This is a genomic window from Roseateles sp. L2-2, from assembly GCF_050613215.1.
Lineage (GTDB): Bacteria > Pseudomonadota > Gammaproteobacteria > Burkholderiales > Burkholderiaceae_C > Roseateles > Roseateles noduli.
This window is the reverse complement of sequence record NZ_CP192509.1, coordinates 2,268,705-2,295,678: the sequence shown is the minus strand read 5'-3', so window position 1 is coordinate 2,295,678 and position 26,974 is coordinate 2,268,705. Positions and strand designations below refer to the sequence as shown.

The following is a 26,974-nucleotide window of genomic DNA, read 5'->3' as shown; positions in this document are numbered from 1 at the left end:
GTCACCTGCCCGTCGTGCGCGGCGCTATGCTCCCGCGCATGATTTTCAATGCCCTGATCGAGCGCGAGCCTGACAGCGACATCCTGGTCGGCAGCGTGCCCGAGGTTCGCAGCGCCTACACGCAAGGCGCGACAGTCGCCGAGGTCCTCGACAACCTGACCGAGGTGCTGCAGATGCTCGCCGAAGAAGGCATGGTGAGCATCGAGGGCGGCATCGCGTTCAACACCACGTTCCGCATGGAGTGAGGTCATGGGCGCCGGCTTGCCGGTGCTCAGTGCCAGGGAGGTTGAGCGGATCCTGCTCGCGCTTGGATTCGTGCGACGTCCTGGCAAGGGAGCACATCGCTTCTTCCGCCATGCGGACGGCAGGACCACCACGGTGCCCTTTCACGCCGGCCGCGACATCCGCTCTTTCCTGTTGCACAAGATCTGCGCGGACATCGGCCTCTCGATCGCCGACTTCATCGGCTCGCGTTAACCAGGCTGCTTACCTGCAGCGAGCGCGTATGGCCCGCCACGCTCCAGCGCTCGCTGGTAGGCGGGCCGCGCGTGGATGCGCTGCAGGAACTCGGTGATGCGCGGCTGGCGCGCCGCGGCGCCGCCGCGTTGCACGGCGGCTTCGAGCGGGAAGCTCATCTGCACGTCCGCCGCGCTGAACTCTGCCCCGGCGAACCACGGGCTCTTGCCGAGTTCGCCTTCCAGGTAGTTCATGTGGTTGTCGATCTGCGGCTGCACGAAGGTCGCCTTGGCTTTCGCGGCGATGCCCTTGGCGATCGGCTTCACGAAGAAAGGCACGGGCGCGCGCTCGATGCGGTCGAAGACCAGCTTGAGCAGCAGCGGCGGCATGGCCGAGCCCTCGGCGTAATGCATCCAGTAGCGGTAGCGCAGCGCGTCGGGCGTGCCGACGGCGGGCTTGAAGCGGCCCTCGCCGTAGCGGTCCACGAGGTACTCCAGGATCGCGCCGGATTCGGCGATCACCAGCCCGTCGTCGCTGATCACCGGCGACTTGCCGAGCGGGTGGACGGCGCGCAGCTCGGGCGGCGCGAGCATCGTCTTCGGGTCGCGCTGGTAGTGCTTGATCTCGTACGGGAGCCCGAGTTCTTCAAGCAGCCACAGGACCCGCTGCGAGCGGGAGTTGTTGAGGTGGTGGACGGTGAGCATCGGGGGAGTCTATGCGGGCGCTGGAGATCCCAGTTCAAGCATTTCCCCTTGCAACCAGGCGCGGCACGGATTGAGCACCATCCACTTTCACTCCTTGGCCATCGAGTCCTGAGGGCCGGCTCCCAGCCCCAACGATCCACCCAGATTGGCCACGAACTCTGCGTGAGGTGAGTGCGTGTATTCCAACGACAGGCCAATGAAGGCCTCACTCAGCGCACGCTGCTCATCAGTCGACAGGCGCTGAAGGTCGTGCGCCATCTGTTCGAGCGCCTGGACGGCCAGATCGGGATCGATTTGCGAGTCCTCCGAGAACTCGAACACCAGAGCGGCGTTCGCGATGGTCCTGGCGAGAGCGAGCATGGTGGTCATCGAGGCTTTTGGACGGAGGATGTCAGGCGACCGCGAAGATTCTCGATGCCAAAACGGGAAACACCTGGCACCGTAGCCGCGCGATCCGCAAGCAGGAGGATCGGCTCGCAGAAACTGGCGAGCGGTTCCGGGTGCGACTCAACGAGGTGGTAGATCGCATCGAAGCACGCGAGTTTCACCAACGCGTCCTCGTGATCAAACATGTCGAGCAGGAGCGATATCACCTGCAGCGGACGCGCCGAAGAAGACATTGCCTCCGCACACCCCCGCAGCCATACCGCGTCGCGCGCGCTCCAGGCTTCGCTCAGTGCCCTCCAGTCCGCCGGACCGAAATCATCCAGCGCATCCGCCGCGCGATGCAAGGCGTCGTCAGACCAGTAATCGGTGGACTCGACGATCGGACAGAGTTGGTCGAAGAACTTGAACACGGGCTCAAAGGGTGGGATCGCAGAACTGACCGGACATCGGGCCCGCGGCGTCACCCAGACCCGGCACCCAACGCAAATCCACCTCGCCCAAGAGTTCGAACTTGTGTCCGCCCCCACCAGAGGGAATCTCGATCCCCTCTTCAACACGCCCTTCCGGATGGAACACGAGGACCGCACCAGGTGGGCGACGGCCTTCATCCCCGACCACCACGGGCGTGCGTAGCTTCAAGCAGAGTGCGTGACCCAGAGCGGCAACGGGAGGAAGATCGAAGTTGCCAGTTAGCCGCACGAACACTCGCGCCCCGTCAGCAAAACGTGACGGTTCAAAAGCGATAGCTCTCGTTGCGTCGAGCGAGCCGGCCCAGAAGTCACCCTGAGGCAGGAAACATTCGGGCGCCACCTGAAGAAGGTCGGCGAGCGCCATGACGATCTCCGCATTCGGACGCTCGTCGAGAAGGTCGAACTCGGCGAAATCAGCGCTCATGAGATTCCAAGACTTGCTCGATGACAGAAGCGTTGCATAGCCCGAGAGGACTGTCCCCACATTTAAGGCCAACGCGCATACGGTTCCTCTGGTTCTCAGCTCGGGCCACCAGGGGCGCACGAGACCTGGCACCCGATTCCGCTTTGACGCGATCCTTCATGCCCCCACACACAGGAATTAGGACAGACCCCGCTCCAAAGCGCCCGCACAGGCATGCATCACTTGCACCAACTCATTGAGTATCTTTACCTGCAGCTCCCTAATAATTTATGAGTTTCATACGTCCCCACGTTTAACCAAGACGACGATCATGGACACTTGGGTTCATGGTTGATCCGAAACAACCCGCTCCGGAATAATCCTCGAAGCTCGGCGCGTCGGCGCGAGAAGTCAATGAAATCATCTTCAACGGCGAAAATATCATCCGTCACGCGCACGACAATTCCATCGCCCAATCGTTCAACAGGAAAACCAGCATTCCGAATTTTATCTTCTTGCACCTCACTCATTAGCCCGGGGCCAAAATAATTAGCCCAAGCCAAATTTGCAGGCCCTTTTTCTTTCAGCCTAATCGGTGGAACTCCATTCAAGTGATCATTTGTCCCATATGTTGCATCAGCAGCCTCTCCAAAAGCATCCGGAGCATCTTCAATTTCTGTCACCAAATGGAGAGTTGCATAGTCTGGAACGAGCACACGGCAGAATTTATCGAATAACTTCAACCAATCAACCTTTCTATCGATTGAAGCTTCAAAAACAAACCATGCAGCTCGAACTTCCCCGTGAATATTCCTAAGCTTGTGCATCATATGCCCATAGGACTTGATCGCGCGAGATCGCTTCCAAATGAATCCATCCGCGTTGCGTTCCATTCCTGGCCGGCCGGAGCCGTTCAGAACGGCCCAAAAGGGCTTACACCCCTCAACATCGGAAACGCTATTTTTTAGCGGCTCAAACGTACCGACCTTTTCAGGCAAAAGACGAGCATCCGTCTCGATCAGCGCTTCCAGCAGAGAGCGTCCGACCTCCCACTCAGAGGTTTCCAAGGATGAAATTATTGAGATCCTAATGTAGGACTTCTTGATTTTGGTCATTGGGGCCTCTTCGTAATCAATTTAGAAGTATTGGTCACCGGATCGTACATGACGACTTTCCCACCTGCGAGATCGATTGAATCCCACAACGTCTTCGAGATGCTTATATTTTCCGGACTAACAACCAAGGTGTAAGGCACCTTATTTTCTTGGGCAAATTGGATTTGAGCTCTAAACTGATCCGACATGTCAATCTTTCGCTCATTCTTAATTTCAACAACGCCGGTTGGTTTGCCATTCGCGTCTGGAATAGTGTTCACCACCCTTCCGCCACCTAGATCGACTTCTCGCACCTTTGTATTTCTTTGAAGCTCCATACCATCGATTACTTCGGTTTGGAATTTCACGCCTTTCGCATAATTCTCCGCAATCTGCGCACCAGCATCGCTTACCTTTTCCCACTTGATACCACTTGAGGTATCGCCACGCAGCACCGGAACTTGCGTACCGGTGACCTCGTCCACCTTAAGATACTCTCCGCTCGCGCGCTGGAAGATCGGCTGTCCGCTCTCTGTTTCCCCGACTTTCGCCATAACGCCGCCATTGGGCCCGACATAAACCCCATCGGGCTTCGCGACATAGCCGGGCGGCAGTTTCTCTGCCGTGCGAGGAACATCCGGTGCACCCTGCTGCATCGGCGGGACGGGCGCCGGAGTGCTCCCCAACGCGCAGCACGGAGCGTTGTGAACAAAGATCCCGAGGCCTCCCACATGGTAGGTGTGATGCTCTTGCACCTCGACGTTGTAGACGGTGGCCGTCCAGCCCACTTCCTTCTGGGACTCGACCACCAAGGCCTGACCCATCAGGTCGATCAGGCCCATGCCGGGCTCGAGCGACGCTGCGCGCACCCACTGCGCGTGTGTCCCTACCCCGACCGTCTGGCTTACACCGCCAGGCAGATTCGTCACCCAGAACGGGTGTTCCGCCGTGGTGTGCAAGGTATCGCGCATTCCTTGCACATCGACGACGACCACTTCGAAGATCGGCTGATCTTCGTTGGCAGTCGTGGCCACCACGGGTCGTAGACCCGGTTCCAAAGTGAACTCATCGCGAGAGAACACAAGTTCGCCGCCGACGAACGTTTCGATTGGCTTGGGGCCGTCTGCCGTGTGAATCAGCGTGCCGGCAACAAAACAGTTCGGCGGCGCAAGGCAGGCGGCGGCGTCATCGAGAGCCTGTTCGGTCGCGCCGTTGAATGTGCCCCCCCCGGTTTGAGTTGATCCCTTGACCTCTGTAGAAGCGTCACCTACGTGTGGCGTGGGACTGCTGCCGGAACCTACTGGCTTCACATCGGCGGACTCGGCGGCCTTGGTCGCGGCAGCCGCTTCAGACTCCAGCTTGCTGATGGCCTTCGTTTCAATTCCTTCGAGGATGTTGTTCGCGAGCTTGGTCCCGACACCTACCCCCGTTTCCACGACTTTCCCGGCAAGGAATCCACTGGCCAGGAATCCCCCCTCGGTTCCTGCGGCCTTGATCTTCTCCGGATCGTTGGAGCTCACGCTCTCGACCTGGTTCATGAAAGTCATCACCGGAGTCACCGAGAGGACCGCCTTGAAGACATCCGCGCCAGTGATGTCCAGCGGCTTGCCGCTGATCAGCCACTGCATAGTCTTGGACTCGAAGGTCAGGGAATCGCTGCCAACAGCCCCCGTCGACAGGAAGCTGGTGACAGCGTTGCTGGCGTTTAGGAAAGTGCCTGTCGTCAAATCCTTGTTCAGCGCCACAGCCTCATTGCCCAACGCCACTGCGGCGTTTTTCAGCTTCTCCGGGGTCTCTTTCAAGCCTGCGACGTAGTATTTCGCCTCTAACGCCGAGAGCGTCGTCTGCTGCTCCTTGTTGGCTTCGTAGAGTTGGAAGCTGCCGTCGGCCTGCGGCACCTTCACATAGGTCGTGTTGCTGCCAAAGATGAAGGTGTAGGTACATTGACCGGCCGGGGTCGTACATCCCTCCACCGGGAACTTCGTGAAGGTCCTCATCCCATCGGACATCGGCGTCGTGCCGGGCTGTGTGCCCAACCACGTTCCGTCTGCCTGCTCAATACCGCCGGACGGGGTCTGTCCCACCAGCTTGTAGCTGCCGACGGTTTTATTCAGGAGCTCGGTATTGCCGGTGTGATCGTCATATGCAGCCGTACCGCGCGCATCCATACTCACTCCGGATTCGCGAGCAAGGTTCGCCAGGATCTGCTCGGCCAGAGGGTCGTTGCTCTGGCCTCCAAATGTTGGCGAGTAGGCGCTGTCGTTCTGGTGCAGCAACTGCTGTGTCAGCCGCTTCTCCCATTCGGACTCGTCGAGTCCTTGCGTACCAGCCAGCTTCTTGGCTTGTTCCTTGAGAAGCGCGATCTGATCCGGATGCAGTTGCCGGTTGTTGTAGTCCTGATTCAACCCAGCGGCCGCGCCATCGAATCCGCCACCCGCGGCGGCACCGATCCCCGTGGCCAGTGCGCCCGTTGCAAGCTTGGAAAGCGCTGAAGCCCAGTCGTTGTTGCCCTTGTCGTCCGGGCCGAATCCTGCTTCCGTGAGCTTCGTTTCAAGCGACCGCTGCAGCTTGTTCAGTTCCCCCGCCGCGGCGGCACTGCCGGCCGCACCCAGGGCGCCGCCAAGGTCCCCGGTCAGCGCACCGATGACCGAGTGCATCGCGACCCGATAAGCGCCGCCTTCATCCCACTTCGTCGCCTCTGCGTTGAGCGTCTCAGCGGTCTTTGCGTCACCGGCGTTCTCAGCCGCCTTCGCCTGCTTGCGCAGGTCTGCGGCCTTGTCGCCCGCAAACGTCCCCACCTCCTTCGACGCCTGCGCCCCGAACTCCGCCACGATCTGCGCGTTGAGCTTCGCCTGCTGTGCCAGGTCTTGCCCGTTCCATCCTTGCGCCAGCTTGCCCGCCGTCGCATCGTTGGTCGCTCCGCGGTCCAGCTTGTCGAGTGCGGCCTGGCTCGCCGCATCCCCGCTGGTAATCGTCGTGTTGCCCGCGCTGATCGTGCTGCGCGTCGTGCTGCGGTCGTCGTCGCTGTCCTTGAACGCGCCGGCCATGCCGCCACCCGTTCCCGCGCTCACCATCACGGCGCTCGCCTTGAACTGGCTGCGGTTCTCGATGTCGCTCGTGGTCAGCGTGCCGGTGCTCAGGCTGTTGCTGCCCGCATCGATCGCCGCCTGGCTGCTCGTGATCGCCCCACCCTTCAGGTCGGTGTTGCCCTTCACGTTCACCTGGAAGCCGCCGTCCCCCGCGCGGATGCCCGCCTGCTCGCCAACCGCCGCGAAGTCCGCAGTGACCTTCGATTGGCTGAAGTTGCCGCTGGCGCTCGACCCGTACCCGATGGTCACGCTGCCGCCGGCGCTCATGCTCTTGCTGTCGAACTTGGCTGTGTCCTGCAGGCTCTCGATCTTCAGATTCCCGCCGACATCCACGCCCACCTTCGGACCGCTCACCACCGCACCTTGCAGCGTCGTGTCGCCGCCGGACACCAGCTTCACCGAGCTGCCGCCCGTGACCTGCGTCGTTGTGAAGTAGTTGTCCGTGCCGTCGGAGTTGCCCTTGGACACGCTGGCCGAGGCGGTGAAGCCCAGGCTGTTCTGCTTGCCGAGCGTGACGCCGATGCCCACCGACGCACTGGTGCTGCTGTCCTTGCTGTGCTGCTCGCTGCTGTTGCCTGCGGCCAGCAGGTTGATCGCGTTATCCGCCTTGATCAGCACGTCCTGGCCCGTCAGCGCACTGCCGCGCACCGTCACGTTGGAATCAGCGCCGCCGCCGGTCGCGATCAGGCTGAGGTTCTTGCCCGCCGAGATCGCGCTGCTCGCTGCCTGGTCGGACTCGTTGTGCTGCGTGCTCTTGCTCTGAGAGCTGCCCACCGTCAGGCTGAGACGGATGCCGGCGTTCTGGTTGGCATTGTTCATTGCCTCACCAAGCTTCTTGATCTCATCGACCGCCTGCATCGCCTTCGAGATCGCCGTCGCCGCAGCGAGCGCCTTCATGCGGTCGTCCTGCGTCTGCGTGACGTGCTCGGCCGCCTTGCTCGCATCCATCGCGGTGCTGATGCCCGGCACGCTCAGCGCCAGCGTCACGCCGCTCTGCTTGAACTTCGTCTCGCTGTCCTGCGCCGACTTGTTGCGCGCCTCCTCGATCTCGATCGATTTGGCCTGGATCGTCACGTTGCCGCCAGGCGCCTGCACCTCCGAGCCGGTCTGCTTGTACTTTCCGCCTGCGTAGATGTCCACGTCGCCGTTGACGCTGCCCACCGTGGAGCCCTGGTTGGTCTCCTGCGTCGACTTCGTCGCCTGCGACAGCTCCTGCTTGCCGATCGTCACCCCGATCCCGCCGCCACTGAACAGCCCCGACTTCACGGTCTTCTTGAACTGCTCGGTGTCCACCGAGTTCGTTACCCCGTCGATGGTGATATCGCGGTCCGCGATCAGCTTCGTGCCGTTGTCCGACACCGCCTGCGCCGCAGCCAGCGTGATGTCGCGGCCCGACACGATGTTCACCGTGTCGCCGGACACCGTCGTGCCGATTGCCGTCGTCTCGTCGGTCTTGTTGTAGGTGGTGACCGTCTTCTTCTTGAACAGGCTCTTCTTCGTCTTCTGCGTCATCTCCTCGACGACCGAGTTGGCCTCGCCCGCGAGCAGTTGCACATCGCGCTTGGCGTCCAGCGTCACCGCGCCCTGCGCGCTGGCGATCTGCGCCGCCGTGGCCGTCAAGTCCTGCCCCGCCTTCAGCAGGATCTCGCCCTCCGCCTGCACCGCAGTGCCGACGTCTTGATGCTGACTCTCCTTCTTGTAGTTGTTGGCGTTCTTGATCTCGTCGCGCGAGCTGGCCGTCGTCACCGTCGTCAGCGACAGATCGCGCCCGGCCTGGATCAGCACGCCGCCGTCCGCGCCTGCGCCGTCCGCCCCGCCCTGCGTGATCTGCACGGCCTGCATCGTCACGTCGCGTCCGGCCTGCACCACCATCACGCCGCCCGCGCTCAGCGAAGCGACCTGATCCAGCACCGTCGCCTTCGTCGTCACGTTGCCGCGCTGCGTGCCGCCGCTGGCCGTGGTCGTCTCCATCACGATGTCGCGACCGGCCGTCAGGCTCATGTCGCCCGTGGCGTTCAACGAACCGCCGATGTTGCGCAGATCCTCCCGCGCGGTCAGCGCCAGCGTCGTGCCGCGCATGTCGCCCGTGTTGGCGATGTTCTGCGCGGTAATGTCCACCACCCCGCCGCGCACGTCGCCGCCGTTGTTGAAGTCGCCCGTGAGCGCCATCTCCACACGGCCGCCCGCGATGAGCGAGCCGCTCGGCAGCAGGTCGCCGTCGCGCGGCACGAGGTAGACCTGCGGCACCAGCACGCGCTGCGTCGTGCCGTCCGCCAGCGTCACCTCCTGTTCCACCAGCCACACCAGATCGCTGGTGAGCTGCGACATCTGCTCCGCCGACAGCGCAACACCCGGCACCAGCTGGTGCTCCTTCGCGAAGGTCGCGCCGTTGGTCAGCAGCGCGCGGTACTGCGCCTCGTCGTCCGCGTAACCCGACAGGTAGCCCGTGCCGGTCAACTGGCCGATCTGCTCGCGCACCAGGCGCTGCTCGTAGAAGCCGTCGCCCAGGCGCTTCTGCGTCACCGTCGGATCCAGCGCCATCGCCTCCAGCAGGAAGTCGCTGGACAGCCAGTCGCGATAGTTCGCGAAGCGCGGGTCGGTCTCGACCAGGTACTTCGAGGTCGGTTCCTTGTGCGTCTTGAACAGGCTGTTGGACGGCGGCGTCAGGTTGATCTTGACGCTCAGCGCGAGCGGCTTGCCGTTGAAGGTCGCACCGGAGCCGCGCAGCGTCACGCCCTGCGCCGCGCCCGGACGTTGGGACGACGAGGCGACAGCGTTCTGCACCGTGCCGATCTGCGTCGTCGCCTTGCTGTCGGCGGCCGTGCCGCTCAACTGCGCAGAGGCCGCCGCGCGCAGGGACTGGCTGATCGCCGACAGCCCCTGGCGCGCATTGCCCTGCACGCCGGGCTCGAAGCCGATCGTCTCGGACTTCTGCACGTTCTGCGCCGACGCGGCGTCGCCGTCGCGCCATTGCGTCGTCACCTGGGCGCCGCGCACGTCCTGCGCGCCGCCCGCATGCACGTAGTCGCCGTCGCGCGTCTGCTGCGTGCTGGCTCGCACCGAAGCGCCGGCATCGCCGGACAGGGCGGCATTCACCGCCTTGGTCACACCGTTGGCGCCCGTGCGCTGAGCAGCGTTCACCGCGCCGACACCGCCTGCCGCGTTACCCGCGTCGACGGCCTCGGCCACCACCTGACCACCGCTGCGCCATTGCGCGTTGGCCTGCGCGCCGGTCTGCGCCGCGCCGCCCTGGTTGACTTGCTGCGTGACGCGGTTGATCAACCCGCCCAGCCCGCCTCCACCTCCCGCGGCCGCCGGGCCGTGGTTGCTCGACGTCTGCTGCGACGCGCCCCCTCCGGTGCTGACGGCGCCCGCCTGCTGGCGGTCACCGGGCGCCTGCGAACCCGGGACGAACGACTGCGCGCTGCTCGGCAGCACCAGATCGATGGTGTGCGCCACGCCTTGGTCGTCCAGCGCCGTCACCGTGTGCGGGACGTTGACGACCTGCCCGCCCGTGATGGCCACCCCCGTCATGCCGACGACCTGGCTCATGTCGTTCGTGATCGAGCTCGCGCCGATGCGCAGCACACCGCCCACGATGATCTTCGCGGCCAGCGTCTGCGTGACCGGCGCGCCTTCCTCGCCGACCCCGGCCGTCGAGGTGTACGAGATGACCATGCTGCCCGGGTGGTCGCGATCGAAGTCCGCCAGCGCCTGCTGCTCGGTCCGCCCGTTGAGCTCGATTTCGATGTAGTTCAGATCCTGCTTGTTCCCCTGCTTGTACTGGAGCTGCAAGGTGCCCTCCGTGCCGCCGCTACTCGCATAGCGGCCCCACCGCAGGTAGGGGTTGAGGTTGTCGATGCGGCCGGCGGTGAGCGTCAGGTCGCCGCGCGCCTCGATCGTCGCGCCGCTGTTCAGCAGGCTGGCGCCGTTCACCGTCATGTTGCCGCCGCTGCGGATGAAGGCCTTGGTATCCAGGAACACGGGGCCGCCCGGGTCGGCGCCCGAGTTCTGGCCCGAGCCCACCCCGTCCAGCACCGTCCGGTTCACGATCCCGCCCGTCATCCGCAGGTCCAGCAGACCGCTCGCCTCGATCGTCGAGTTCTCGTTGAGCAAGCTCGCACCCGTCATCGTCAGCGAGCCGTCCGCGAAGATCAGCGCGCCGCCGGTGTTGGCGATGTCGCGCGTCATCGCCGCGTCGATCGTGCGCCGGCCTGCGATCACCGCCGACACGCCGCCCTCGGCGCCGTTGGTCAGCTGTCCGCCGTCGAGGATGACGTCCCCGCCGTAGATCCGGCCCGTGCCGACGTTGACGATCCGGTCCGCCGTCAGCCACACGCTGTCGCCGTCGATCAGCCCGCGGTTCGTGAGCTGCCCCGCCGCCGTGAGGAAGGTCATCGCGCCGCTCAGTTCGCCGCTGGCCGCGTTGTCGATGTTGGCCGCCTGGATGGTCAGCGCGCCGCCGCTGCGCAGCGTGCCCTGATTGCCGAAGTTGCCCGACACGTCCAGCGTCATGTTGCCGGCCGCCTGGAACTGGCTGCCCGCGCCGTAATTGAAGTCGCCGGCAAGCTTCACCGACATGCCCGCGCCGCTGGTGATCTGGCCGCCGACACCGCCGGCGAGCTCGCGCAGGTTCAAGCCCAGCGCGTCGCCCGACCAGATGCGGCCGCCCGCGTTGTTCAGCGACAGCGCCGACGCCATCGCGCCGTCCCCGATCGTCTGCGTGCCCGATGCACCCAGCGCGCCGCCGGCGTTGTTCAGCGCCTGCGTGACCGTCAGCCCGAGGTTGCCGCTGGCCAGCACCTGGCCGCCGACGTTGTCGAACTGCGGCGCCTGCACCGTGACGTTGCCGCCCTGGATGCCCTGACCGCTGGCCGAGGTGTTGGTGTTGTCGATGCGCCCGGCCGAGGTCAGCGTCAGCGAGCTGCCGCCGTAGATCAGGCCGCCCTGGTTCAGCACCTGCTGCGCTGTCGCGTTGAGCGACTGCGTGCCGACGACGCGACCACCCTGGTTGTCCAGCGTGCCGGCCACCGTCAGGCCCAGCGACGCGGCCGACAGCTCCGCGCGGTTCGTCAGCGCGCTCACCGTGACCTGCGCGGTCGTGCCGGCGCTGATGCCGCTCTCGTTGGTCAGCGCGCCGGCGTTGATCGTCATCCCGCCCTGCGCGTGCAGGCCGGTCGGCGTCGTGATCGCCGCATCGCGCGTGTTGTTCAGCGCCGCGCCGTGCGTCTGCACCGACAGACCACCGAGCGACTGCAGCAGACCGCCGCGGTTCTCCAGCGTGCCGCTGTCGGTCGTCAGCGATTGCGAGGCGAGCAGGCGTCCACCGGCGTTGTCCAGCGTCTGTCCGCGCGTGTCGATCGCGACCGTCGCGCCCGAGACTTCGCCCTGGCGGTTGATCAGCGAGGTCGACAGCAGGTCCGCCGTCTGCGCCGCCTGGATCGTGCCTTGGGTGTTGTCGAGCGCGCCCTGCGCGCGCACCGTCGCGCCGCCCTGCAGGCTGGCGATGCGACCAAGCTGGTTGCCGACGGAGGCCGCATTGAGCGTCACGCCCTGCTGCGCCAGCAGCGTGCCGCCGCCGTTGAGCAGCGCGCCGCCTGTGGTGACCGTCAACGCACCATCGCTGCCGACGGAGCCGCCGCGGTTGTCCACGGCGCCGGCGTTCAGCGTCATCGTCGAGCCGCTGCGCAGCCGGCCGCCCTGGTTGTCCAGCGTGCCGGCGATGGTCGTCTGCACCGTCGAATCGCTCTGCAGCAGACCGTTGCCGTTGTTCGCGAGGCTGGCCGCACGCACGTCGAGCGCGCCCGCGCTTGCGAGCGTGCCGCCGCTGTTGTCGATGGCGCCATCAATGGTCACCTGCGCCGTGCCGGTGCTGACCAGGTTGCCGCCGCGATGGTCGAGGCTGCTGCCCGTGACCGTCACGCCCGCGCCCTGCGTCTGCGCGTTCGTCAGCGTCACCGCGCCACTCGCGCCGACCGTCAGCGCGCCGTTGCTGAGGATCTGGCCGCTCGCGCCGTTCAGCGTGCCGGTCGACAGCGTCAGCGCACCGCCGCCCGCCTGGACCATCGCGCCGCGCACGTTGTCGATGGCCTGCGCCTGCAAGCGCAGCAGCGAACCGCCAGATTGGATGCGGCCGTCCGTGTTGACGATCTGGCCGCCGACGGTCGCCGTCAGTTGCCCCGTCGAGCCGACCTGCGTCAGCGAGCCGCCGACGTTGCGCCAGTCGCTCGCCGTCAGACCGACGTTCGCGCCGCTCAGCGTCGCGCCGTCGGTGGACAGCAGGCCCGCGCTCGCGAGCATCAGATCGCCGGCGCTGGCCAGCGCCGCGCGGTCCAGCCGCAACTGGCCGCCGCTCGCCGTCAGCGAGGCGCTCGCCGCCTGCACACGGCTGTCCTGGAGTTGGAGCTCACGCCCGCTGACCGTCAGGCGTCCCGCCGACAGCATCGCGCCGCTGGACTGCAGCGTACCGGTGGTGCGCACCGTGAGGTCGCCCTGCGCGGCCAGCGTGTTGTCCGGACGAAGGCCCGCGGCCAGCGAGCCGGAGCCCGACAGCGACGCGGCGTCGATCGTCAGCGCGCCCTGCGCACCGATGGAGCCGGTGTTGGCGAGCGCGTTGCCCACGTTCAGGACGGCATTGCCCTGCGCGTAGACGGCACCGCTGCTGGTCATGTCGCCGGTCACCGTCAGGCGCGTGTCCGTGCCGGACTGCAGCGAGCCGGCGTTGTTCAGCTGGCTCGCACCGACCGTCAGCGCACCCTGCGCATTGACCAGCCCTTGCGCGCCGTTGGTCAAGGTGCCCGTCGTCAGGTCGACGGCGCGGGCGCCGATCTGGCCGCCCGTGTTGTCGATCGAACCGGCCTGCGCGCGCAGGTCCCCGCCCGCGACGATCGCGCCGCCGGCGTTGTCGAGCGCGCCCGTGACGCGCACCTGCGCATCGCCGGCGCTCAGCAGCTCGCCGCCTTGATGGCGCAGGCTGCCCGCGTCGATCGTCACCTGGGCGCCTTGCGTCTTCGCCTGGCTCAGGTCGACCGCGCCGGTCACCGCCAGCGTCACCGCGTGCGCGCCCAGGATCTCGCCGCCGACGCCGTTCAGCGACGTCGCGTCGATCCGCATCCCTTCGGCGCCCGCGTGGACGAGGCGCCCCTGCGTGTTGTTCACCGCGCCCGCCGAGATCGTCAGCGTGCGGCCCGCCACGGCGATCTCGCCGCGCGTGTTGTCGAGCGCGCCCTGCAGCGTAGCGCTGAAAGTGGCGCCCTGCCCGGTCTGCCCCGTCTGCGTCACCGTGCCGTCGACGTTGGACCAGCGTTGCGCCGTCACGGCGATGCCGTCGCCGGAGACCGTCGCCGCGCCGGTGTCGAGCGCGCCCGCGCTGTTCAGCGTCAGCGCACCGGCCGAGGCCAGCGTCGCGCGATTCAACTGGAGGTCGCCGGCCGAGGCCGTCAGTCCGACGTTCTTCGCCTGGAGCTTGGCATCCTGCAGCTGCAGCGACGTGCCGCTCAGCGACATCGCGCCCGCTGCGAGGGTCTGGCCGCTCTGCTGCAGCGCGCCCGCGCTGCGCAGCGTCAAGTCGCCCGACGCGGCCAGCGTGTTGTCGGGATTCAACCCGGCGATGAACGCACCGCTGCTCGCGATGCTGCCCGCCTGCGCCGTCAGCGCGCCTTGCGCCGCCAGCGTGCCGGCGTTGCTCAGCAGGCCGTCGGTGGTGATCGTCATCGGGCCGCGCGCATACGCGGAGCCGGTGTTGGCGAATGCGCCGTGGACCGTCAGGTCCATTGCCGCCTGCGATTGCAGCAGGCCCGCGTTGTCCAGCCGGCCGGCCTCGACGCTCAGCGCCTGCACCGAGGCGATCAGGCCCTGCGCGCCGTTGTTCAGGCGACCGGTCGTGCTCAGCTGGACGGCTCGTCCGTCGATCTGACCGCCCGTGTTGTCGATGGATCCGGCGCTCACGCGCAGGTCCTCGGCGCTCTGGATCAAACCGCCGGTGTTGTCCACGGCGCCGCCGACCGACAGCGTCGCGCCGGCCTGGCTCAGCAACTGCCCGTCGCGGTGGCTGAGGCTGCCCGCCTGCAACTCGATGCCGCGCGCCTGCGTCAGCGCGCCGTCCAGCGTCATCGCGCCCTGCGCCGACACGCGCAGCGCGCCCTTGCCCAGGATCTCGCCGTCGCGGCCGTCGATCTGCTGCGCGTTCAGCGTCAAGGTGCCCGAGCCGGCGTGCAGCAGCGTGCCGTCGCGATTGTCGAGCTGCTGCGTGTTCACGGTGACGTCGGTCGCGTTGGCCGCGATCGAGCCGCCCTGGTTGTTCAAGGTCCCGGCGACGTCGACGCGCAGTTCACCCGCCGTGGCGGTCTGGGCGATGTCGCCGGCGGCGTTGCGCCAGTCCGTGGCCGCGATCGCCACCGAGCCCGCACCCAGCGTCGCGCGGGAGGTGTCGAGCGTGCCGGCGGCGCTGAGCGTCAGACGCTCGGTCCCCGTGGCCGCGGCGCGGTCCAGCCGCACGTCGCCGGTCAGCGCGGACATCGTCACGCGCTGCGCCTGGAGGCGGCTGTCCTGCAGCGCCAGCCCGGCGCCGGTCAGCGTCATCGAGCCGCCCGCGAGCGCGGTGCCGCTGTGCTGCAGCGCCTGCGACGCGGTCAGCGTCAGGTCGCCGCCGGTGCCGACGGTGTTGTCGGCGTTCAGGCCCGCGGCGAAGGCGCCGGTGCTGGCGATCTCGCGCGCGGTCGCCGTGACCGCGCCTTGCGCCGTGATCGTGCCGCTGTGGGTCAGCAGATCGGCGCGGATCAGCGCGTCGCCTTGCGCGCGCAGGGATCCGCTGTTCAGCAGGCTGCCGCCGGTACGGACATCCAGGTCGCCGCCCGCTTGCATCGCCCCTGCGTTGCTCAGCGTGGCGACGTCTGCGGACAGTCGTCCTTGCGCCGCGATCAGGCCCTGGCCCGCGTTGACGATGGAACCGCCCGTGAGCGCCACATCGCTCGCGCCGATCTGGCCGTCACGGTTGGTCAGCGTGCCCGCGTCGATCGCGAGGTTGCCGCCGGCCTGGACCAGGCCGGTGGTGTTGTCGAACTCCCCGTCGACGTTCAACCGCGCGGCGTGCTGCACGAGCAGCTCGCCACCTCGATGGTTCAGGCTGCCGACAGTCGCCGTCAGGCGATCGGCCTGCGTCTGGGCGCCGGTCAGGTCCGCGGCGCCGGTGACATTCATCGTCAAGCCGCCGGTCGCGGCGATCGTGCCGTTCGCGCCGGACAGGGAACCCGCATCGATGCGCAGCTCGCCGGACACGCCGCCCGCCTGCACGATCTGTCCCGCCGTGTTGTCGAGCGTCGCCGCCGACAGCGTCAGAGCCGCGCCGTTGCCGACGAGGCGACCGCCTCGGTTGTCGAGAAGGCCCGTCACCGCCGCAGTGAAGGTGCCGGCAGCGTCAGTCTGGCCGATCTCCCCGCCGGCATTGCGCCAGTCGACCGCCGTGACGGCGACGCTGGCACCGCTCATCCGGGTGCCCTCGGTGTTGAGCGTCGAAGCGCTGTGCAAGTCGAGCAGCCCGCTCACCGACAGCAACGCGCGGTCGAGGCGGAGTTCCCCTCCGCGCGACGTCAGGGCCACTGTGGCCGCCGCCGTCTGGCTGTCCTGCAGCAGCAGCGAGGCGCCGTCCAGCGACGCGCGCCCGACGGCCTGCGTCGTGCCCGAGTGCTGCAAGGTGCCGGTCGCGGTGAGCGTCAGATCGCCCGAGGTGCTCGCCGTGTTGTCAGGTCGCAGCCCCGCCGCGAAGGCGCCGACGCTGGCGATGCTGTTTGCACGCAACGTCAGGTCGCCCTGCGCCGCGATCATGCCGCTGTGCGTCAGCGCACCGCCGGCATCGACCGACACCGCGCCCTGTCCGTAGACGCTGCCGGTGTTGGTGAAGGCGCCGCCGACGTTCAGCGTCGCGTCGCCGCTCGACTGCATCGCGCCGGCGTTGTTCAGTTGAGCCGCGTCGATGCGCAGGGACTGGGACGCCGTGATGACGCCGTCGACGCCGTCGACGCCATTGGAGCCATTGGAGCCATTGGCGCCTTGGGCACCCCGAGCACCGTCACTGCCGTTGTTCAGCAAGCCATCCGTGCGCAGTTGCACCGCGCGGCCATCGATGCGGCCGGCCGTGTTGTCCAGCGATCCGGCGTGCACCGTCAACGCCTGGGTCGCCTGCAGCAGGCCGCCGGCGTTGTCCAGCGCGCCGACGACCGTCAGCGCCGTCTGACCGTCGCTGACGAGTTGTCCTTCCCGATGGCTCAGACTGCCCGCCGCGATGGCGATGTCGCGGCCTTGCGTCCAGGCCCGATCCAGCGTCGCCGCGCCGCTCACGTCGAGCGTCACGTCGCCCGCGCTGGCGATGCGACCGGCGGTGCTGGTCAGGGTCGTCGCCGTCACGGACAGCGTGCCCGCGCCCGCATGGACGATCTCGCCGCTGCGGTTGTCCAGCGTGCCGGCATTCAGGGTCGCCGACTGCGCGTTGGCGCCGATGCGACCGCCCTGGTTGGTGATGGTCCCCGTCACGTCCGCGCGGAACGCACCGGCCGCATCGGTCTGCGCCAGCGCACCCGCCGCATGACGCCAGTCGGCGGCCGCGATCGACACGCTGCCGCCGCTCAACGCGGCGCCGGACGTATCCAGCGCGCCCGAGGACGACAGGCTCAGTTGCCGCGTCGCGGCGACGGTAGCCTGCGTCAGACCGAGGTCGCCGCCCAGCGTCTGCAGCGACACCGCGCTCGCCTGCGTCTTGCTGTTGCCCAGCGCCGCACTGTCCGCGCTGAGCGAGAACGTCCCGCCCGCCAGCGCTGTTCCGCTGTGCGTCACGTCGCGCGCCGTCAGCGTCAGATCGCCGCGGTCGTCGACGGTGTTGTCGTTCTTCAGGCCGGCGGCGAAGGTGCCGGAGCTGTTCAGCGTTCCGGCTTCCACGGCGACGTTGCCGCGGGCGGCCAGGGTGCCGGTGTGCTGGAAGGTCTCGGCGCGCACGTGCGCATCGCCTTGCGACACGATCAGGCCCGCGTTGTCGAGCGCGTCGCGCACGGTGGCGGTGAGCGCGCCGGCGGCCTGCAGTTGACCCGCGTTGCTCAGCCGGTCCGCGTCCACCGTCAGCGACGACGTGGACGCGATCAGGCCCTGCCCCGCGTTGTCGACGGAGCCGCCGCGCAGCGCGATGCCCGCACCGCCGATCTGTCCGTCCCGGTTCGTCAGCGTCGCCGCTTGCACGCTCATCGCGCCGCCGGCCTGGAGCAGACCGCCGGTGTTGTCCAACGCGCCGGTCACGCCGAGTTGCGCGGCGTTCTGGGCCACGAGCTTCGCGTCGCGCATGCTGAGGCTGCCGGCCGTGATCGTCACGCGGTCCGCCTGCGTGAGCGCCTGCGCGCCGCCCAGGTCGGCAGCGCCGCCCACCGTGAGCGTGAGCCCGCCGGCGCCAGCGATGGTGCCGTTGCCGCCGTTGAGCGTCGTAGCGTCCAGGCGCAGTTCCCCGTTCACGCCGCCGGCGTGGATCACCTGGCCCGCCGTGTTGTCGAGGCGGTTCGCGCTCAGCGACAGCATCGTGCCGTTACCGGCGATGCGACCGCCGGCGTTGTCCAACGTGCCGGACACCGAGGCCGTCAGGCCGCCGATCGCTGCCGTCTGGCTGATCATGCCGCCGGCGTTGCGCCAGTCGGCGGCGGTCACGGCCACCGTGGCGCCGCTCACCTGCGCGTTCTCAGTGATCAGCGCAGCGCCCGCGCGCAGATCCAGTCCGCCCGTCGCGGCCATCACCGCGCGGTCCAGGCGCAGATCGCCGCCTTGCGCCTGGGCGACGATGCCCGCCGCCTGGGTCTGGCTGCCCTGCAGCTGGAGCTCACCGCCGTCCAGGCGCGCGTTGCCGCCGGCCAGCGTCGTTCCCGAATGCTTCAAGGTCCGATCGGCGGTCAGCGCCAGATCGCCCGACGCGCCGATCGTGTTGTCGGCCCGCAGGCCCGCGGCGAAGGTGCCGCTGCTGTCGATCGCGCCGGCGCGCACGCTCAGCGCGTCGCCGGCCGCGAGCGTGCCGGTGTGCGTCAGCGTGTCCGTGTCGACGGCGACCGCGCCGGTTGCGCGGATCAGGCCGCGACCGGCGTTGTCGAGTTGCCGGCTCGCGATGTCGATGCGGCGACCGCTCACCTCGCCGTCGCGGTTGTCGAGCTGACCCGCGTCGATGGTCAGATCGCCCGACGTCGTCAGCGTGCCGCCCTGGTTCGCGAGCGCCTGTGCGCTCAGCGTCAGCGCGTCGCCGCCGGTCGCGATCTTGCCGGCAGTGTTGTCGATGGTCTGCGCGGTCAGCGAGACCTGCTTCGCATTCGTCTGGATCACGCCCTGGCGGTTGTCCAGCCGACCGGCCAGCGACACGGACAGATCGCCGGTGCCGCTCAGCGCCAGTTGGCCGCCCGCATGGCGCCAGTCCTGCGCCTGCAGCGACAGCGACGAGGCGCTCAACTGCGCGCCTTCGGTGATGATATCTCCGGACGACTTCACGCCCAGCGCGTTCACCGCCTGGACCTGCGCGCCGGTGAGATCGAGGCCGGCGGCGTCGAGGTTCGCGTCGACCGCGAGCAGTTGACCACGCAGCGTCATCGCGGCGCCGGCCGTCATCGCCAGCGCGCCCTGGCCGCCGATGCGGCCGTCCGTGCCGAGGCCGGCCGCGACCGTCGCGCCCGAGCCGGTCTGCAGCTGCTGCGCGGCGGTGACGCTCAGTTGACGTTGCGCGGCCAGCAGGCCGGTGACGCTCAGGTCCGCACCCGAAACGGCCGTCACCTGTCCGCCGTAGACCGAGCCGCCCAGCGCCACGCCGCCCTGCGCCGACAGCGTCAGCGCGCCGCCCGCGCGGAGCTGCCCGTCGGCGTTGATCGAGCGCGCCTCGATGCCGAGGCCGTTCGTCGCCGACATCGTCGACGACGCGTCCTGGCGCAGCGCGCCCTGCAGCTTCAGCGCGACGTCCTGGCCGCCGATCGCGGCGCCTTGTTCCTGCGCCAGCGACCGTCCTTGGATCGCCACGCCGTCGCGCGCGGCAATCAGGCCGGCGCCGTTGGCGATGTCGGCCTGGCCGTCGATCGCGATGCCGCCCGCGGCGGCCTGCAATTCGCCGCGCTGGTTGTTCAGCGCAGTGCCGGCGTGGATCGCCAGGCCGCCGTCGGCGGCAACGCGACCGTCGCGGTTGTCGATGCGGTCCGCGCTCAGCGACACGGTGCCGGTCGTGCGCACGGTCGCGCGTTGCTGGCTCAGCATGCCGTCGGCCTTCAAGGCGATCGAACGCGCCTGCGCCTGCGCGCCGTCCAGCGTCAGCTGCGCCGCGGTCGCGGACAGCGCGCCGTTGGACCAGAGGCTAGCGCCGCTCAGCGTCAGCGTTTGAGCGTCGACGCTCAACGCGCCGCTGCCGTATTGCTCCAGGCTCGCGCCGATCGCGCTGAAGGCGTTCGCCGCGATCGACAGCGATGCGCCGTTGCTCGCGATGCGCGCGCCGTCGGCCGTCATCGTGCCGTCGACGCGCAGCGACAGCGCGTCCGTGCCGACCTGCAGCCATTCCGCCTGGCGCAGGTTGAGGTCGCGCGCGGCGATGTCGAGCTTGCCGCCGGCGAGACTCGCCGTCTGCGTGCTCAGCGCGCCGTCCGCCTTCAAGCTCAGGGTGCCGGTGGCCGACAGCTTCGCGCCGTCGGCGGTCAGCGTGGGTGCGCTCGCCGCGATGGCGTCGGCCTGCACTTGCGCGCGCGTCAGATCGACGGACGTCGCGCCGGTGGCGGCGATGCCGCTGCCTGCGATCAGCAGCGCATCGCGCGCCGCGACCGTGTCGCCGACCACGACGATGCCTGCGGCCTGCGCTTGCGCGCCGCTCAGGTCCAGCGCGGGCGCCTGCACGGTCAGCCGGTCCGCGGCCAGCAGTTGCCCGGCCTGTGTGGCTGATTGCGTGGCGGTCAGCGACAGCTTGCCGCCGCCGGCACCGGCACCGCCGGCGCCGTCAGCGACGAGGGCGCCGTCCGTGCCCATGCCCGCCGCCGTGACGCTGCCGGCTTCACCGGTCAACTGCGGCGCGCGGACGTCGGCCGAGCCGCGCGATGCCAACCAACCGGCGTTGCGCACGCCGGCGTTGGATTGCACCGTCAGCGCCGGCGTGCCGTTGGCATCGGTCTCCTGCGCGTAGACCGTGCCGGTGTTGTCCAGCCAGCCGTCCGCGCGCAGCGTCAACTGACCGCCGACGACCTGACCGGCCTGGCGCACGCCGAGGCCCGCCTCGGTCCCCACGAGCGTGATGCGCTGCGCGTAGATGCCGCCCAGGGCCGTGCTGTCCAGCGCGTAGCGCGGACGTTCGCCGACGGGTGCCAGCGACTCGCCGCCCGCGACGCCGGTCTCGTCCACTGTCATCACCTGCGTGCCGGTCTGGATGCGGGCGTCCTTGGCCCAGATCCCGGCGTTGATCTCGACCGCGCGCGCGAGCAGCGCGGTGTAGTCCGTCGACGAAGCGTCCAGGCCCAGTCCGTCCACGCGGATCAGGCCGCCCTGCACGCCGTAGCCGGCGATGCTGCCGTCGGCGTTGAAGCGCGGCGTGCCGGTCGTCAGCACCGCGGCGCTGGCGTTGATGAAGCCGGCGCCGTCGACCTGGATGCCGGCCGGGTTGGCGATGACGACTTCGGCGCGCTGGCCGGCCACCTCGACGTAGCCCTTCAACTGGCTGGGCGCGCTGCTGTTGACCTCGTTGAGGATCACGCGCGCGCCGCCCTTGGCCAGCCACGGATTGCCCTGCACGAAACCGCCGAGCTGCGTGCTGACGTCGCTGCGCGAGTTGTTCAGGATCACGCCGCGCTTGTCGACGTCGAACTGGCTGTAGCTGTTGCGCGAGACGCCGGCGGCGCTCGGCGTCTGGATGTTGACCTGCACGGTGCCGTTGGCGCTGTTGACCACCGTCGGCTGCTGGCCCTTGGGCGCGTTGGGATCGGCCTTGACCTGCGCGAGCGCATCCGGCGCCAACGTGATCACCGCGCCCATCGCGAACGCTGCCGCCAGCGCGAGCAGCGACGGCGGTCCGCGCGACGCCGCGGGCGTCGCCTCGGCGGACACCGGCGCGCGGGCGGCGGGTCCCTGGCTTTCCCCGGCGCTGCCGCCCTTGACGTGACTCAGGGCGGTCTCGGCCACGGCCATCAACTGGCCGCGTTGCTTGTTGAAGACGATTCGGTACTGAAGACGGTTCATCGCGATCTCAACGAAATGGGTTCGGGGCCAGGCTCCACGCGGAGCCGGTCAGGAACGGATCAACGGGAATAGGTCAGGTTGAAGCCCGCGACGACGCGGGCCGCAGGGAAGCGCGACGGCTGCCACAGGGGCGCGCCGGCGAACACGTCGAGCGAGAAGCCCTGCGTGCGCACGCGCGAGCCGATGACGGCGCCGGTCAGGTGGCGGCCGGCGAGGCGCTCCGCGCCGTAGCCGCCGACCAGGCCGGCGTCCACGCCGAGGTACATCGACACGGCCGGCGACTGCTGCGCGGCGGAGAGCGGCAGTTCCGCCTCGTTGCGCCAGAGCAGGCCGTTGTCGGCCGACAGCGACGCGTCGCTGCCGAAGCCGCGCACCGTGTAGCGGCCGCCGATCGAGAAGCGATCCTGCGGCGTGAGCCGGTTCAGCGCGTACTGGCCGCGCAGCGAGGTGCTCAGCTGCAGCTGTCGGCTGCCGAGCGCCAGCGCGCCGTTGAGGCTGTAGCCGCCCTGCAGCAGGCGCACGCGCGAGTCGCCTTCGCCGAAGGTTTCTTCGGGCGCCTGCAGCGCGTGGAAGGCACCGGTGCCGCGCCTCAGGCTGAGCTCGGCCTCGCTGCCGACGCCGCCGGCGTTGCGCTTCAGGCTGATGCCCGCTTCCCAGCCGCCGGTGCGGCGGCGCTGGACCTCGACTTCGGCGTCGTCGATGTAGTTGCGCGAGCCGCGTCCGAACAGCTTCACGTAGCCGCTGAACTTGTACTGGCCGTCGCGCCAGAGCATGCGGGTGAGCTTGAGTTCGCCGTTGCTGCTGGCGCCGCGGTAGACGTAGGTCTGGCTGGCGCCGATGACGACCTGGCGATAGCCGCTGCGGCTCATGGTGATGCTGATCAGCGAATGCCCCCACGGCAGCGAGTAATGCAGCACGTGGCCGCCGGTGCCCTTGTGCGGGCCGTCGCGGTGGTCGACGCGGCGCGCGAGCCAGTCGGCGTCGCGGTTCAGCGTCGCGTAGAAGAGGTCGTTGAGCGTCAGCGCGTGGTCCAGCGACGCGGTCAGCCCGAGCGGGTAGCGGCCGGTGGCCTCGCTGCCGCTGTCGTCGAGCGAGACCTGCCAGCGCCATTGACGGCCACCCTGGTAGCTGACGGCGAGGTCGCTGTAGCCGGGTTCGGCGGTGCCTTGCGCGGGCTCGACCTGGATGTCGGCCTGCGCGCCGGGGACGCGTTGCAGGTTCTCCAGCGCCTGCTCCATGTCGCGCAGGTTGAGCACGTCGCCGGGCTTCACCGGCAGCGCGTTGGCGAGCCGCACCTGCGGCGAGGTGCCTTCGCGCAGCCGGATCGCGTGGACGCGCCCCGGCACGACGGTGAGCACGAGGCGGCCGGAGGACAGGTCCTGCGGCGCCGCGAGCACGCGGGTGGTGATGAAGCCTTCCTCGATCAGCGCGTCCTGCAGGCGCGTGACGAGCGTGGCGACGCTGCCGGCGCCCAGGCAGCGGCCGATCGGCGCGTCGTCGCCCTGCGGGCCGTCGAGCGCGCCGATCTGGCGCGCCATGCGGGGTTGGCCCTCGACGCCGCGCACCTCGATCTGCGTGATCAGGAAACACGGGGACTCGTCGTCGCGCAGCCGCGGACGCGCCTGCGGCGCGCTGGCGCGCAGACGCACGTCGGGTTCGCGTTCGAGCGACTGGCGCTGCTGGGCCTCGCGCTGCTGCTGGAGCTGGCGCTGCGCATCAGGGTCGACGGTGCCCGGCGGCAAGACCTGGCCCCAGGCGGCGCCCATGCCGGCGTGCGTGCCGATGCCCGTACCGACGCCCATACCGATGTAGAGGGCGACGGCCATCGCGATGGTGGTTCCCGCCGGCACGCCGACGGTCGGACGTCGCTGCGCGAGCGTCCGCTGTTCATGCTTCTCTTGCATCCCTGCCTGCCGTTTGTCTGGCGTTGTTTTTTCGACCCAGGGCAGGCCGAGGCAAGCGGCGATGCGTCACGAACCGGACGAGACCGGAACGGCAACCCCGCTATCTCGCGTCGTGATTTCCTTGGGAAATCGGCATCGAGACCGGAGGCTTTGCGTCGCCGGCTCGCGCCGGTTTTGCCCTTTCAGCCCTCAAGGCGTGACATCCCTCACGGAATGCACAGCCCCTCGGGGAACTGAAGTAAACGACTGTATCCGACCGCAACAAGCGGACACATCGCCTCCCGGGGGTGGTTGACGGGCGGGAGGGGGATGGGGTAGCGCCTGAGGCTGACGAATGACGCGACCCGAGATGAGGACTCTCGACGCGTCGCCATTCGCAGATGGGCGGTCGGGGTCGCCACTCCCTCGCCCACATCCACGAATAGATTTCGCTCCATAGAATCGTGCAGAAGAACAGGGAGTCAAGAATATGAATATCACCTTTCCACAGACCGCCACCTTCGCGGTCAGCATGCAACCCGTCCCTTGCGAAACGCGCGGATGGGCCGCAGCACTGAGTCGCTTCGATTTCTGGATCAGAGTCGGACGTCAGCCGTGAGCACCACCCTCAAAGGCGACACGCTTGAGATCGCCGTGTTCAATCTTCTGAAACACGAGATCGAGTCGGGCGATTTTTGGGCAAAGAGTGACTGCTGTCAGATTCATCGCAAGAAGGGGTACTTCTCCAAGGACCGGGAGGCCAATATCGTCTTTGATGTCTCGATTGAGATTCGGTACCCCGGAGCAGACACCTACTCAATGCTCGTCCTCGTGGAGTGCAAGAACTACGACAAGACCGTCCCAGTGGACGACCTTGAGGAATTCTTTGCGAAGGTTCAACAGGTTGGTGCAGCGAACGCCAAGGCTGTCTTCGTTACCCGAAGCGCTCTACAGAGAGGCGCTTTGCAGTTCGCCAAGTCCAAAGGAATTGGAGTCGCTCGCTACTTTAATACTCAGCAGATGAAATGGGAGCTACGTCGTTCGCCCTCCGCGACTCTCAATGGCCAACGATGTGACGACAGCGAGATTTCGGCTGCGCTGACGCAACCCGAGTACAAGAGCGCAGTCTTCGATCTCTTCTTTCAGACTCCATCCACTAACACGAACTCGCTCAACGTGTTCTTCGACGAGCTGCTACTTCACCGGGCGACAGCGGACCGTCGCCTGCGCTCTGTTCGAAACTCCGCCCGCCGAAGCTCTGCCTCAGTTCCTTTCATTAGCATGGCGGCGCTTGAACAGCAGGCGCAACAAGCCTTGAGCGAGGCGGGGATCGAACAGGGCTATGTAGATCTCCATAAGCTCTGCGAACGCCATCCGGTGGCGCAAGAAGTGCAAATTCAGAAGTTCACGCGATCGGCCAACGATGGAGCAGCGCCTCTTGGTCGCATCAGGTTCGATCCTCCAGTGATTGAACTTCTCTCTGACTCGGGGCAGAGCATTGGCCGAGAACGATTCACTTTTGCCCATGAGCTGGGCCATTTGCTGCTCCGTCACGGAATGTTCTTGCGGGCGGAACTATGTGATGAAGCGGATCACCTGAATGCTGTGCGTCGGATCGACGATGGAAGCGCGATCGGGCGGATGGAGTTTCAAGCGAATCAATTTGCCTCGTGCCTCCTCATGCCTAGACAGGCCTTTTTGGAGGCATTCATTCGCGCAATGGATCACCTTGATCTCAGAAGAAGGGGCTCCGCCCCCCTCTATGTCGACGCTCAACCTTGCAACATCGGCCACTTCTTGACCGTGACTAATCGCTTGATGTTTGCCTTCGGAGCATCGCGCGCGGCAGTCGCGATCAGACTGTCTTCCCTTGGCCTCATGAAGGATGTTCGCAGAACCGGTCAAAGGAGACCTGAGGCAGCGGACTTCTCGTGGCTCTGGTCCGAGATTGAAGACGAGGCGTGGTCTTAGATTCCCATGAACATCGCCCCGGGCCTCGAACCAGATTTCTACTTCCCCGATCTGCCCAGCAGTTGACGCAAATGCATCCAATCGGCTCGCGTCGAAGAGGTCCAGCGCGAGACCTTCCAACGCTGCCAGAAGTTGAGCGATGAAGCAGAGATGCGGCTACGTTCGATTTCGGCGATCAAAGCTTCCCTATCGAAACCGGTCCACACACCACCGGGCATCGTGCGCAGATTGCGCCAGCAAGCCGGGGCGACCTCGGTTTCGTAGATGCGCTGCAGCTCATCCACAGGTAGACCCGTAGCGAGCAGCTCGCGCGCGATCGACTTCAGGTCGAGTTCGTCCAGTTCCGTATCCAGGAACAACTGCGAGATCGCCAAGCGCGCAGAGCGATGGGCCTCGTCGTCAATGAAGCGCGTGTCGCTCATTCGCCCAACCAATTCACCACGTCACGTTGGTCGAGCACCTGATCGGCCGCTGCGCTCGCCGCCATCGCGCCGAAGATGCCGCCGACGATGAACAGGGCCGTCACGCACACCGGCGCGCCAGGTCCGCAGACAAAGCCTGCTGAGGCCGTCGCGGCAGCGCCGCCGAGCACTCCGCCTGCCAGCGTCGCGCCCTCCTTGACGCTCTGCCGCAGCTTGTTCTTGGCCTCCCAGATGTTGTAGATCGAGATGGCCACGGTCACCACCGCAAGACCTCGTCCCAGCATCCGCCAACGCGGGATCTGCCCCGTCACCTTCGGACTGGATCGGCCCGACGCGTCGACGATCTCCAGGAACACCAATCGCTTCTGCGCAGCAGACAGCTGGGCGAAGGTCTGGCCGGGAAACAGCTTCTTGACTGCCTTGTCGAGCGCCATCTCCAGCGTGAGACCCTGCCCCTTCATCGCTTCGGCCCCGGCCTTGCCGATCGCCGAAGTGATCGCACGGATCTCTTCCATGATCATGTTCCGGGACTGAGCGGCAAACGCCGCCCCTTCCGCTGCACTCATCTTTCCAGCGAGGACGTCGGCGCGAATCGTGCGCGCGGCCTCCGCGATGCGCTGGACATAGGTCGCGCGTGCCTTCGCATCCTGGATGTATCGCCACGCGAAGTTCTGGGCGGTCGCCTGCAGCGCGTCGAGTGCCTCGTCGAGGCCGCGCAGGTCTTGCGTCTGCCGGCCGATCAGAGCAGGCGACGGCGACTGGGACAGGCAGTTCGTACCCTTGTCCACGATTTGAGGATTGCTGATCTGGCACAGCGGGCCCGGCGTTCTCGCGCTCATCGCCTCTCCCAGTAAATCTCGCCGGATGATATCGATCGTCCCGCAGACG

12 protein-coding genes and 1 riboswitch are annotated in these 26,974 nt (G+C 67.4%); of the genes, 3 read left to right on the top strand and 9 right to left on the bottom strand.

What is annotated here, in order from left to right:
* Positions 1–38 precede the first annotated feature (38 nt).
* Both ACQZ13_RS10305 and ACQZ13_RS10300 read left to right on the top strand, forming a co-directional pair.
* Complete coding sequence (locus tag ACQZ13_RS10305; RefSeq protein WP_297532502.1) at positions 39–245, top strand: type II toxin-antitoxin system HicB family antitoxin; 207 nt, start codon at positions 39–41, stop codon at positions 243–245.
* A 4-nt stretch (positions 246–249) separates the two neighbouring features.
* Positions 250–477 carry a type II toxin-antitoxin system HicA family toxin gene (locus ACQZ13_RS10300; protein ID WP_431051590.1) on the top strand — a complete coding sequence of 76 codons (228 nt, stop codon included), beginning with the start codon at positions 250–252 and terminating at the stop codon, positions 475–477.
* Here the strand turns inward: ACQZ13_RS10300 and ACQZ13_RS10295 are convergent.
* The 7 genes from ACQZ13_RS10295 to ACQZ13_RS10265 form a co-directional block, all read right to left on the bottom strand.
* Positions 474–1,160, bottom strand: coding sequence for a glutathione S-transferase family protein (locus ACQZ13_RS10295; RefSeq protein WP_297532498.1), 687 nt, complete (start codon positions 1,158–1,160; stop codon positions 474–476). The genes ACQZ13_RS10300 and ACQZ13_RS10295 overlap by 4 nt on opposite strands.
* 87 nt (positions 1,161–1,247) lie before the next feature.
* Positions 1,248–1,529: a hypothetical protein gene (locus tag ACQZ13_RS10290; RefSeq protein WP_431051588.1), complete on the bottom strand. Its 282-nt coding sequence runs from the start codon at positions 1,527–1,529 to the stop codon at positions 1,248–1,250.
* Entirely contained in the window at positions 1,526–1,957 is a 432-nt protein-coding gene (locus ACQZ13_RS10285) for a hypothetical protein (protein WP_431051586.1), read from the bottom strand. Before ACQZ13_RS10285 ends, ACQZ13_RS10290 begins: the two co-directional genes overlap by 4 nt.
* A 4-nt stretch (positions 1,958–1,961) precedes the next feature.
* Positions 1,962–2,441, bottom strand: a complete 480-nt coding sequence (locus ACQZ13_RS10280; RefSeq protein ID WP_431051584.1) for a hypothetical protein — start codon at positions 2,439–2,441, stop codon at positions 1,962–1,964.
* Positions 2,442–2,749: 308 nt separating this feature from the next.
* Entirely contained in the window at positions 2,750–3,535 is a 786-nt protein-coding gene (locus ACQZ13_RS10275) for a hypothetical protein (protein WP_431051582.1), read from the bottom strand.
* Positions 3,532–21,810, bottom strand: coding sequence for a hemagglutinin repeat-containing protein (locus ACQZ13_RS10270; RefSeq protein WP_431051580.1), 18,279 nt, complete (start codon positions 21,808–21,810; stop codon positions 3,532–3,534). The genes ACQZ13_RS10275 and ACQZ13_RS10270 overlap by 4 nt, the downstream gene beginning before the upstream one ends.
* 59 nt (positions 21,811–21,869) lie before the next feature.
* Positions 21,870–23,714 carry a ShlB/FhaC/HecB family hemolysin secretion/activation protein gene (locus tag ACQZ13_RS10265; RefSeq protein ID WP_431051578.1) on the bottom strand — a complete coding sequence of 615 codons (1,845 nt, stop codon included), beginning with the start codon at positions 23,712–23,714 and terminating at the stop codon, positions 21,870–21,872.
* Between the two features lie 87 nt (positions 23,715–23,801).
* Positions 23,802–23,903, bottom strand: a riboswitch (cyclic di-GMP riboswitch).
* Between the two features lie 405 nt (positions 23,904–24,308).
* On the opposite strand from ACQZ13_RS10265, the gene ACQZ13_RS10260 reads away from it, so the two are divergent.
* Entirely contained in the window at positions 24,309–25,664 is a 1,356-nt protein-coding gene (locus ACQZ13_RS10260; protein WP_431051576.1) for an ImmA/IrrE family metallo-endopeptidase, read from the top strand.
* 38 nt (positions 25,665–25,702) lie between these two features.
* Here ACQZ13_RS10260 and ACQZ13_RS10255 read toward each other — a convergent pair whose 3' ends face one another.
* Together ACQZ13_RS10255 and ACQZ13_RS10250 are read right to left on the bottom strand one after the other, a co-directional pair.
* Entirely contained in the window at positions 25,703–26,086 is a 384-nt protein-coding gene (locus ACQZ13_RS10255) for a DUF7079 family protein (protein WP_431051574.1), read from the bottom strand.
* Positions 26,083–26,925 carry a hypothetical protein gene (locus tag ACQZ13_RS10250; protein WP_431051572.1) on the bottom strand — a complete coding sequence of 281 codons (843 nt, stop codon included), beginning with the start codon at positions 26,923–26,925 and terminating at the stop codon, positions 26,083–26,085. Before ACQZ13_RS10250 ends, ACQZ13_RS10255 begins: the two co-directional genes overlap by 4 nt.
* Between the last annotated feature and the right edge of the window lie 49 nt (positions 26,926–26,974).

Excerpts from the sequence above, each read along its gene's own strand:
- ACQZ13_RS10305 (WP_297532502.1), top strand. The coding sequence starts at position 39 with ATGATTTTCAATGCCCTGATCGAGCGCGAGCCTGACAGCGACATCCTG.
- ACQZ13_RS10300 (WP_431051590.1), top strand. The coding sequence starts at position 250 with ATGGGCGCCGGCTTGCCGGTGCTCAGTGCCAGGGAGGTTGAGCGGATC.
- ACQZ13_RS10295 (WP_297532498.1), bottom strand. The coding sequence starts at position 1,160 with ATGCTCACCGTCCACCACCTCAACAACTCCCGCTCGCAGCGGGTCCTG.
- ACQZ13_RS10290 (WP_431051588.1), bottom strand. The coding sequence starts at position 1,529 with ATGACCACCATGCTCGCTCTCGCCAGGACCATCGCGAACGCCGCTCTG.
- ACQZ13_RS10280 (WP_431051584.1), bottom strand. The coding sequence starts at position 2,441 with ATGAGCGCTGATTTCGCCGAGTTCGACCTTCTCGACGAGCGTCCGAAT.
- ACQZ13_RS10275 (WP_431051582.1), bottom strand. The coding sequence starts at position 3,535 with ATGACCAAAATCAAGAAGTCCTACATTAGGATCTCAATAATTTCATCC.
- ACQZ13_RS10270 (WP_431051580.1), bottom strand. The coding sequence starts at position 21,810 with ATGAACCGTCTTCAGTACCGAATCGTCTTCAACAAGCAACGCGGCCAG.
- ACQZ13_RS10265 (WP_431051578.1), bottom strand. The coding sequence starts at position 23,714 with ATGCAAGAGAAGCATGAACAGCGGACGCTCGCGCAGCGACGTCCGACC.
- ACQZ13_RS10255 (WP_431051574.1), bottom strand. The coding sequence starts at position 26,086 with ATGAGCGACACGCGCTTCATTGACGACGAGGCCCATCGCTCTGCGCGC.
- ACQZ13_RS10250 (WP_431051572.1), bottom strand. The coding sequence starts at position 26,925 with ATGAGCGCGAGAACGCCGGGCCCGCTGTGCCAGATCAGCAATCCTCAA.